The 10,768-nt window shown below is 47.1% G+C and carries 6 protein-coding genes and 1 pseudogene; 3 read left to right on the top strand and 4 right to left on the bottom strand.

From position 1 onward, the window contains the following. Positions 1 to 143 precede the first annotated feature (143 nt). The 4 genes from HMPREF0650_RS11880 to HMPREF0650_RS11865 all read right to left on the bottom strand — a co-directional run bounded on the left by HMPREF0650_RS11880 (position 144) and on the right by HMPREF0650_RS11865 (position 5,615). Positions 144 to 1,028, bottom strand: a complete 885-nt coding sequence (locus tag HMPREF0650_RS11880; protein WP_004351079.1) for a carbohydrate kinase family protein — start codon at positions 1,026 to 1,028, stop codon at positions 144 to 146. Positions 1,029 to 1,038: 10 nt separating this feature from the next. After that, on the bottom strand, positions 1,039 to 2,214 hold the full coding sequence (locus tag HMPREF0650_RS11875; protein WP_004351078.1) for an MFS transporter: 1,176 nt from the start codon (positions 2,212 to 2,214) through the stop codon (positions 1,039 to 1,041). A 50-nt stretch (positions 2,215 to 2,264) separates the two neighbouring features. Next, positions 2,265 to 3,965 carry a glycoside hydrolase family 32 protein gene (locus tag HMPREF0650_RS11870; RefSeq protein ID WP_004351077.1) on the bottom strand — a complete coding sequence of 567 codons (1,701 nt, stop codon included), beginning with the start codon at positions 3,963 to 3,965 and terminating at the stop codon, positions 2,265 to 2,267. Positions 3,966 to 4,145: 180 nt separating this feature from the next. After that, entirely contained in the window at positions 4,146 to 5,615 is a 1,470-nt protein-coding gene (locus HMPREF0650_RS11865; protein ID WP_004351076.1) for a hypothetical protein, read from the bottom strand. 58 nt (positions 5,616 to 5,673) lie between these two features. On the opposite strand from HMPREF0650_RS11865, the pseudogene HMPREF0650_RS13615 reads away from it, so the two are divergent. The 3 genes and pseudogenes from HMPREF0650_RS13615 to HMPREF0650_RS11855 form a co-directional block, all read left to right on the top strand. Further along, positions 5,674 to 5,838 (top strand): annotated as a pseudogene (locus tag HMPREF0650_RS13615) (family 16 glycosylhydrolase); the annotation flags it as partial. A gap of 224 nt (positions 5,839 to 6,062) precedes the next feature. After that, a complete protein-coding gene (locus HMPREF0650_RS11860) occupies positions 6,063 to 8,042 on the top strand; it encodes a retaining alpha-galactosidase (RefSeq protein ID WP_004351074.1) in 1,980 nt (659 codons plus the stop codon). A gap of 184 nt (positions 8,043 to 8,226) precedes the next feature. Beyond that, on the top strand, positions 8,227 to 10,746 hold the full coding sequence (locus HMPREF0650_RS11855; protein ID WP_004351073.1) for a ribonucleoside-diphosphate reductase subunit alpha: 2,520 nt from the start codon (positions 8,227 to 8,229) through the stop codon (positions 10,744 to 10,746). The last annotated feature ends 22 nt before the right edge of the window (positions 10,747 to 10,768 follow it).

Raw genomic sequence — 10,768 nt, 5'->3', positions numbered from 1 at the left:
TAATGATACTAAGCATCCAATATTAGCCGCTTTTGCATGTTCTTCTTGCTTACCTTGTACGGTGGGTGAGAGGTCGGTGAATACGAAAGTAGGAAATAAACACCTATGATTAGTGTTTACCTCCTATTCGATTTGGGTCTTGTCTAACCCTTGATCTGTGCCGTGAATTTCTCCGGAAGTCGGGGCATGGCACCCTTTTGTGTGCACACGTAAGCACTCACTTTCACTGCCAGTTCGTGTGCTTCTCTGATGGGTTTTCCCGACAGGATGGCGGCCGTGAAAGCGCCTGTAAACGAGTCGCCGGCTCCAACGGTGTCGGCAACCTCCACCTTGGGCGTCTCCTGAAAGCTCTTCAACCCCTTTGCAAACACGTAGCTGCCATTCGTTCCGCAAGTCAGTACGAGCATGTCGAGGTTGTATTTGCCGAGAATCAACCAGCATTTGTTCTCAATATCAAGACCTGGATAACCAAAAAGACGGCCGATGGCAACAAGTTCTTCGTCGTTAATTTTCAAAATATTGCATCGTTTGAGCGACGCTTGGATAACCTCTTTGGTGTAGAAGTTGCCACGCAGGTTGATGTCGAAAATCTTCAGACAGTCTTCCGGAGTGGCATCGAGAAACTTCCCAATGGTCGCTCTTGACTGTTCACTGCGCTGGGCCAATGAGCCGAAACAAACGGCACTGCAGTTGTGGGCAGCCGCTTCCACCTCAGGCGTGAAAGGAATGTAATCCCATGCCACGCCGGTCCGGATGTCGTAAGTGGGCACACCGTCAGCATCGAGTTCAACTCCTACCGTTCCCGTAGGGTAGTCCACACGGGGCATGATGTGTTTCAACCCCTTTTCATCCAGTTCTTTTGCGGTTTGGTCGCCTAAGTCGTCATTGCCCAAAGCGCTCACAGCCACAGCCGAATGGCCAAACTGACTGGCATGATAGGCAAAATTGGCGGGGGCACCGCCGAGCTTGGCTCCTTCCGGAAGCACATCCCATAAAGCCTCTCCGAGACCTACAATATAACGTTCCATAGCATTGTTTTTAGTGTTTCACTTGAGTTATATAGGTAAACAGATAAGCCACGCCGATAGCCATAACGCCTACTGCGCCAATCTGACCGATGGCATCGCTGGCAAATCCCATGAGTAACGGGAACACTGTACCACCGAAAAGACCCATGATCATCAGACCACTCACGGCATTTTTCTTCTCGGGCACCGAAAGAAGTGCCTGCGAGAACACGATGGAGAAAATGTTGGAGTTACCATATCCCACTAAGGCGATAGCCGTATAGAGTATTGGCTTGGATGTTCCAACAAGCAGTCCGAGCATGGCCAATGTCATCATCGCGACGCTGATGACAAAGAATGTGCGGCTCTTCATAACCCGCAAAAAATAGCTTCCTGTGAGGCAGCCGATGGTGCGGAAAATAAAATACAGACTCGTGGTAAAGGCGGCCTCATTCAGGGTCATGCCCAACCGCTCCATCAAAATCTTCGGAGCCGTGGTGTTGGTGCCCACATCAATACCCACATGACAAATGATGGCGACAAAACTCAACAGCACGGTTGGTGTGCCGAGCAGTCCGAAGGCTTTCGAAAAATGGCTTGTCACGGTGTCGTTCTCATCGGCATCGAGCGTGTCGGTTTCCTCCTCAATGGGCGTCGAGGCCAACAGCAACGAGGCTATCACACCAACAATCATATAGATGGGGAAAAGTACACGCCAACCCAAGCCGAAGGCCGGAATGGTGGCCAATGCTCCCCACATGGCGATATAGGGTGCCATGAGCGACGCGATGGCCTTCACAAATTGGCCGAAGGTGAGCGTCGCAGCAAGGTTTCCCTTGATGACGGTAGACACTAACGGATTGAGCGAAGTCTGCATCAATGCGTTTCCAATGCCCAAAAGGGAGAAGGAGACGAGCATGACGTAGAAGTTTTCACTGAAAATGGGTAACAACAGCGAGATGCTGGTGACCACAAGCGACAGCAAGACGGTTTTTTTGCGTCCGATTTTGTTCATCAAAACCCCTGTGGGAACAGAGAAAATGAGAAACCAGAAGAATACCAGCGAAGGCAGGATGTTGGCAACCGAGTCGCTCAACGCAAGGTCTTCTTTCACATAGTTGGACGCAATGCCTACTAAGTCGACGAAGCCCATGGCGAAAAAACAGAGCATGACCGGTATCAAAGCGAGTTTATTTGTTTTGCTCATGACGTTGTTTTAAAGTTTAAGATTGATTTAGCATTTGCTGCGCAGCCTTATTATTTCAATTTGTAAATACGTGCCTTGCCACCCTTGACCGTAAGCTGCGTATAGGGTGAGGATGGGAAGACTATGTTAGACATGGCCATTTTCCCATCGGCATCGAACACCTCGATGCTGCTTTTGTCGATGAAGATTTGAAGTGTGTTTATTTTTCCGTAGGTTGGGGCTTTGGTCACCGTCGCAAAATTGCTCGAAAAACTTGTGTCGCCGCTCTTGGTACGATCCATCTCAAAAGTTTCGTTCTTGGCATTATAAGTCATGGTGACCGTTTCTCCCTGACCATTGGACAGCGTGATAACAGTGTTGGCACGCAGCCGGACATCGACGCGACAGGCATCGCTGAGCCGCTTAACAGGCTTCGAAGCAAAGGCATTCATGACTTCCGGACTCGGCTTGACGCTGCAATAGGTCTTTCCCTGATAGCTGAACAGACCGAGATCGCGCGGCAAACCGTTGGCTGAACGATACTGCTTGGTGGGCACATCGTTGGCATACTGCCAGTTGCTCATCCAAGGTATGGCTACATGACGTTCGTCGGGAGCATTGCTGAAAGTGACGGTGGCATAGTGGTCCTTGCCCCAATCCATCCATTTGGTCACCTCCGGAGCATCCTCACACATGAACTTGCGACCGTCGAAAGTACCGACAAAATACTGAGTGGCCGAGCCACCGAAAGGTCCGCCGGGGTTGATGTTGCAGATGAGCAGCCATCGGTTGCCTATTCTCAGCAGGTCGGGGCATTCCCAAACCCCATTGTGGTTGCCGTAACCCTCGCCGAAATCGCTTTCATGCGTCCAGTCCTTCAGGTTTAACGAAGAATAAATCTTCATGTGCTGCCCTTCGGCCAAAATCATGTTCCATTTGCCAATTTCCTCATTCCAGAAAATCTTTGGATCGCGGAAGTCGGGCGTGTTGGACACAATTACCGGATTGCCCGTATATTTCCTAAACGTCTGTCCGTTGTCGGTGCTGTAGGCCAAGCTCTGTGTCTGGCTTTGTCCTGCAGAAGTATACATGACCACAACGGCACCACTGCCAAATCCAGCCGTATTGTTCTTGTCTACAACAGCCGACCCACTGAACACCGTTCCCAGAGCATCTGGCATCACAGCATCGTTCTCGAAGGTCCAGTTCATCAAGTCGCGTGAAGTCGAATGGCCCCACGTCATGTTCTCCCACTGCGATCCGTAGGGGTTGTGCTGAAAGTAGAGATGCCAAACACCGTCCTTATAAAACATCCCGTTTGGGTCGTTCATCCAGCCGTAAAGAGGCGTGTGGTGATAGACAGGACGGAATTTCTCACGATTCTGCATATCAAACGTATCAGCATACTTCATTGCCTTCCAACAGATAAATTCCTTGGTGGCTGTATGTCTGGCCTGTTCGTTAGCATTACCGCGTGAAATGGTGATGTCGAGCAAGATTTCTTTCCCGGCAAACTCATCGAGGTGAAGAGGCACAAAGTAGTCAATCTTGTTCATGGCCAACTTGCAATTAAATTCCTTCACCACCTTTTGGTTCTGAAGAATCCGCACATGGTCGTTCTCGCGGCTTTCCTCTATTGGTAGTAACAAGTATTTTGAGGTGGTAGATACGCGCTGCATCACGTGGTTATCGCTAAGGAAATGGGTGGTCTGCGCGTGCAGGAAACTCAGTGCAAACATCGCCGAAATAGTTAGAATGAAAAGTCGTTTCATATTGTTTTATAGCTGTTTAAGTTGTATGTTACTGGTGTTGACGAAGTCAACCTTTTTTTTGTATAGCATCAAAAATTTCTTTCCTTGATGAATGTAGACATAGTTGAGTTTTCAGTTTTATGGTTTACTGCCAACAAATTTACACTAAAAACTCCGTAATCACATGTAATTATCGTTTATCTATCTATAAATTATGAATTTCTTATTATTGATGATGTAGACTCCTTTGGTCAATCCGTCGGCTGCATTGGCTGCATGAACTTGCTTTTTCATCAGCTTACCCGTTATGGTATATACATCAACGAGCATGTCAGTAACATTACTTAGATTGGCTATACCCGTTGCATCGCCAATGGAGAATACCATAGACTTGGTTTCGTTGGTCTGTGTCAGATATGCGTGAAAAGCTTTGATTGTGGCACCCGGGCCACCCAATCTGAACTCATTGTTAGCGATGCCCCAAAGATTTTCCGCACTCTGCGGAGCATAGACTCCGATAAACTTACCGCCTGATGTTGCAGAAGTGGCTATAATCGTTTTGTCAGTAAATTGTTGTTCATCTGAAGCTTTTGCACCATCAGTAATCAGAGGCATGTTGGCAGCTACACTGCCGGTTATATTGAAACTAACAGTAGTTGTGCCATCGGTAGTTGCTGAAGATACATAGGTAGCAATGTTGGTCGCGCCCAATTCTGCTGCAGTTACTGAAAAAGGCAAACAAACCATGTTGTGTCCCTCAGCCATAGCACGTGTCATGGAAACATGATCAGCAAAGAAATCTTCCGGAGCTTTGAAAGCATAGTTCTCGTTAAGGTTTAATTGATTGGTGCGTCCATTAACGATAACATTAAATTCACCAAAGGCCCAGTCCGCATAAATAAGTATATTGGGATTCACATTACCAAAAGCATTATAGGCATCTTTCAAGACGGTGCCCCGCATATTTATGGAGGTGACGTCAGCAGAGAGCTTAGCCGCCAGCTTTTCAAAGTCGTTATAGTTTACTCGGATCCATTCTCCGTTAGTGTTTTGGCAGTCGCCCTTCATCCATGAACCGGTAAGAGTGAGTTCTCCAGTCAGTGACCCATCGACTATTTCATTCAAGGCAGTACCGTTTACCATAGGAACAGGCTCTGCTACTATGTTGTCGATATACACAGTCTCCTCATCTTCAACATTATCGGTTGATGCCGTAATAGACATCACGCCAGGAAAATCGTTCATGGCTGTATTGGTAGAATAGTCTAAAACTATTTTTTGCCAATCTCCATTGCCTCCATACCATGCCGCTACCTTCTCCCAATATCCTGCAGATTCATCCGTAGGATCGGATATTTCGACATTTACGTTACCATTCCCCGACCGTTTTATCATCATAGAAATACGCCGATTCCCCTTGAGATCTGGCTTTATCCAATCACGGAAAGGAACTTTCACCACTTTTTGACTGTTTGTCATCGTGAATGCGAGACATTTGTCGGAAGTATTGATACCACTCGCATCGGGATTAGTTACCACAGTTGGAACACCGTCATCCCAGCATCCACCTCGACTGCCAAGGTCGTATGACTCTCCATCCCAAAGTGTTGTCTGGGCAAAAACAGTCATGGATGACAACATGAAAAATGAAAATAGAACTTGCTTTTTCATAAAGTTTGGTTTTAATATTGATTGATTTTTATGTCCGTTATGGTCAATCCTTTCTTATCAGAATGACGGAACGGGCAAGGATGCGTGGCCTTTCGATCAGCCTTTTTACATCATTCTCAACTTGGCGTGGGGTGGCCAGTGGGGTGGTCAGAAGGGGGTAGACAACAGTTTGTTGCCGCTTACGATGGAAGTTGATTACGTTCGTGTATTTCAGAAGCGATGATGTGAGGTCATCACTATTGCTGTCGTCGATGCGGCTATAGGACAGGCACGAAGCAGACAAAGTCTGGTGGCATGTGTCGAGCATGCTATCATGAACACATCCAGGCGATTACGCTCTCTTGAAATTTTACTTATTTGTGTCAATCGAGAGAAAAATATTTATTCGTATGATTCGCGGATGAAGTTTTTTCTCTATCTTTGTGAAAACATGCTAACATCTATCACATGAAAAAATCATTACTCCTGCTGTTGTTCCCATTGATCACACTGGGAATCAATGCGAAACAGTATAAACTGGTTTCGCCCAATGGTAAACTTACCGTTACAGTGAATAACGACAAGAATCTTACCTACTCCCTGTCGCTCGATGGGCAACAACTCATTGCTCCATCCCAAATAGCCCTGACCCTTGATCAAGGAAAATCGTTTGGCGAAAACGCTTCTGTACAGTCTGTAAAGACCACTACGAGCCATGGCACCATCAACGCCTTGTTTTACAAAAAGAAGGTTGTTGAGGATTATTATAACCAATTGGCATTGAAATTCAGACAAGGATTCACCTTAATATTTCGAGCATACGATGAGGGTGTAGCCTACAGGTTCGTTTCTGATCGAAAGAAAGAGATTATCGTTAAGGACGAAAAGGCCGAGTTCAACTTTGCCAAGGGTTGGTCGTCGCTGGTACCTTATACAAGTCCCAACGGTAGTTTTGAAGAGCAATTCAACAATTCTTTCGAGAACACCTATACGCAAGGACACCTCTCTCAACTCAAAACGGATAAGTTAGCGTTCTTGCCTATCTTGGTGGAAGCCGACCATGGAGTGAGGATTTGTGTGACGGAAGCCGATCTGGAGAACTATCCCGGCATGTATGTCAACCGCACGAAGGGTCATGCCTTGCGTGGCGTCTTTGCCAAATACCCCAAAGAAGTCAGGCAAGAAGGCCATAACAAGCTGCAACTCTTTGTGAAAAGTCGCGAAAACTACCTTGTCAAGGCCACTGCGAAACAGCAGTTCCCATGGCGCATCATCAATGTGTCTACGGATGATCGCCAGCTTTTGGACAATGACATGGTGTATCGCCTGGCCTCCCCATCACGCATTTCTTCCACAGAGTGGATTAAACCAGGTAAGGTAGCATGGGATTGGTGGAACGACTGGGGACTGTATAAAGTTCCGTTCAAGGCTGGCGTTAACACACAAACCTACAAAGCCTATATAGATTTTGCGAGCAAGCATGGCATCGAGTATGTAATTTTGGACGAAGGGTGGGCCGTCAATCTGCAGGCAGACCTTTTCCAAGTGGTACCTGAAATCGATTTGAAGGGCATTGTTGATTATGCAAAACAAAAGAATGTAGGCATTATCCTGTGGGCAGGCTATTATGCATTTGCACGCGACATGGAGCGAGTTTGCCGCCATTACAGTGACATGGGTGTCAAAGGATTCAAGATTGATTTCATGGATCGCGACGATGCAGCCTGTGTCAATTTCCTCTACGACGCTGCTCGAATGGCTGCTAAATATCGCATGCTGGTGGATTTCCACGGAATCTTCAAACCCACAGGACTGCAAAGAACTTATCCGAACGTCATCAACTTTGAAGGTGTCAAGGGACAAGAGAACACCAAATGGTCGTCCCTGGAATCCTACAATCAAGTGCAATACGACGTACAGATCCCATTCATCCGCATGCTGGCTGGGCAGATGGACTACACGCAGGGTGCCATGTTGAACAGTACCATGGAAACTTATCATGCCTCTAACAGCAATCCCATGAGTCAGGGAACCCGCTGTCATCAGTTGGCCATGTACACCGTATTCTTCTCTCCGCTCAACATGCTTTGTGACAGTCCGACACATTACGAAGAAGAACCCGAATGTACAGAATTCATTGCCAAGATTCCTGTGGTATGGGATCAATCTATAGCCTTGACCAGCAAGGTGGGTGAGTATGTGGCCATGGCGCGCCGAAGCGGTAATACCTGGTATGTCGGCGTTATCAACAACTGGACAGCTCGCGACCTCACAATCGACCTCTCTCCGTTGGGTGATATTCCTACCCGTGCGGAAGCTTATTTTGATGGCGCCAATGCCACCAAGTTCGCGCAAGATTATGTGAGGAAAACTATCAGCATCCCATCCAACAAACAGCTCACCGTGCACCTGGCTCCAGGTGGTGGCTTCACCATGAAAATGAATTAAAGAGTGATTTCTCACAGCGTTCCTTTTCTTAGAGTGTTAGGTTAACTGTGATGACGAGTTGATGAGCACGGCGAATAGTCATGCCTCCCTTGTAAAAATTACAAGATATAATTTTTTCTTCCGAAGCATTTCATTAACTTTGCAGAAACAACATTACAACTCATACTTCTTATTATAAAAATCAATGGATATTACTAAGCGTAACGGCTCAACCGAGCAATATGACAAAGAGAAGATTGCTACGGCCATCAAGAAGAGCTTTATCAGTACGAAACACGAGATAGACGATGCCACCATCTACCAAATGGTACAATCGGTAGAAGATATTGTTTGTACCAACCACATCAAGCAAAACGTGGAGAGTATTCAGGATGAGGTGGAAAAGGCGCTGATGAAAAACGGTTATTACGCCGAAGCAAAGAGTTTTATCCTGTTCAGATGGCAGCGAACCGAGATACGCCGTACCTACAGACGCATCGCCGAGGATTTGCAAGACGCACATATCACAGAGGTATTGAAACACATTGCCGCAGATTTTACAGACAAAGAATATAGTATATTGCTGCTCATTGACAAGTATGCCAGCTTCAGCAAGGCGGGTATGACCGCCACCGAACGCATGGACGCGCTTATCAAGGCTGCGGTAGAGCTTACCACACAAGAGGCTCCAGAATGGGAATTCATTGCGGCCCGACTGCTCAATTACCAACTCAACAAACGCATCGCACGCTTTGAAGACAGTGAGGGACTGATGTCACTGTATGACAAGATGAAGTTCTTGACAGACAGAAACCTATATGGCGCATATATCTTACAACAATACAGCAAAGCCGAAATAGAACAAGCGGCAACATTTATGGATGCCAGTCGCAACCACTTGCTCAACTACTCGGGACTGGAACTGCTCATCAAACGTTATGTGATTCGTAATTTTGATAACAGTCCCATTGAGAGTGTGCAAGAAATGTTCTTGGGAATAGCCTTGCATTTGGCGATGAATGAACCGCAAGACCGCATGACGTGGGTGCAACGCTTTTACAACATGCTGAGCAAGCTACAAGTAACCATGGCAACCCCCACCCTTTCCAATGCGCGCAAACCGTTTCACCAACTGTCAAGTTGTTTCATTGATACCGTTCCCGACAGTTTGGAAGGCATTTACCGAAGCATAGACAACTTTGCGCAAGTGAGCAAGTTTGGCGGTGGTATGGGTCTCTACTTTGGTAAAGTGCGCGCTGCTGGCGGCAGGATAAGAGGCTTCAAGGGTGCCGCAGGTGGCGTTATTCGTTGGATGAAATTAGTAAACGACACGGCCGTTGCCGTCGATCAGTTAGGCGTTAGACAGGGTGCGGTGGCTGTATATTTAGATGTATGGCATAAGGATTTACCCGAATTCCTACAACTTCGCACCAACAATGGCGATGACAGGATGAAGGCACACGACATTTTTCCCGCCATCTGTTACCCCGATTTGTTTTGGAAAATGGCGGAAGAAAACCTCAACCAAGACTGGTATATGTTCTGTCCCAATGAGGTGATGACCGCTAAAGGGTATAACTTGGAAGACTATTATGGTGAGGAATGGGAGAAACGCTATTGGGATTGCGTGGCAGACACCTCCATCTCTCGGCGCATCATGCCCATTAAAGAGATTGTACGTCTTATCCTTCGGTCGGCTGTGGAGACGGGTACTCCCTTCACCTTTAACAGAGACACGGTGAACAGAGCCAACCCCAACCACCACAAAGGCATCATTTACTGCTCTAACCTCTGCACGGAGATAGCACAAAACATGTCGCAGATAGAGGAAGTGTCAAACGAGATACGCACCGAAGAGGGCGACACCGTAGTGGTAAGAACCGTGAAACCAGGCGACTTTGTGGTGTGCAACCTTGCCAGTTTGTCGTTGGGACACCTGAAACTGGAAGACGAAACAGAGATGAAGGAGGTGGTATCAAGTGTGGTAAGAGCCTTGGACAATGTGATAGACCTGAACTTTTACCCTCTTCCTTTCGCAAAAATCACCAATCGCACCTATCGAAGCATTGGCTTGGGCGTGAGTGGTTATCATCATGCGCTGGCCATAAGGGGCATCAAATGGGAAAGCGAAGAGCATCTGTCGTTCGTAGACAAAGTGTTTGAGCGCATCAATCGTCTGGCTATTGAAGCCAGTTCGGACATTGCAAAGCAAAAGGGAAGCTACAAATACTTTGAGGGTAGCGACTGGCAAACAGGCGAGTACTTCACCAAGCGACAATATACATCGCCCCAATGGAAAGCACTTGCCAAGAAAGTAAGTCAGCAGGGCATGCGCAACGCCTACCTCTTAGCCATCGCACCCACCAGCAGTACCAGCATCATCGCAGCCACCACGGCAGGCGTAGACCCTGTGATGAAACGGTTCTTCTTAGAAGAAAAGAAGGGTGCCATGCTGCCTCGAGTAGCTCCAAGCTTATCGGATAAAACCTATTGGGTGTACAAAAGCGCATACCTGATAGACCAATCGTGGAGCATGAGAGCGGCGGGAATAAGACAGAAACACATTGACCAAGCACAAAGTGTCAACCTATACATCACCAATAATTATACCATGCGGCAACTGTTGGGACTGTACACCTTGGCTTGGCACTGTGGTGTGAAAACTATCTACTATATCCGAAGTAAATCGTTAGAGGTGGAAGAGTGTGAAAGCTGCGCCTCATAAGACCGATAAAGATTGATGTGAT

It is taken from the genome of Hoylesella buccalis ATCC 35310 (assembly GCF_000177075.1).
In the GTDB taxonomy this organism is placed as follows: Bacteria; Bacteroidota; Bacteroidia; order Bacteroidales; family Bacteroidaceae; genus Prevotella; species Prevotella buccalis.
The sequence above is the reverse complement of the archived record's forward strand: the minus strand, read 5'-3'. Positions and strand labels throughout refer to the sequence as shown.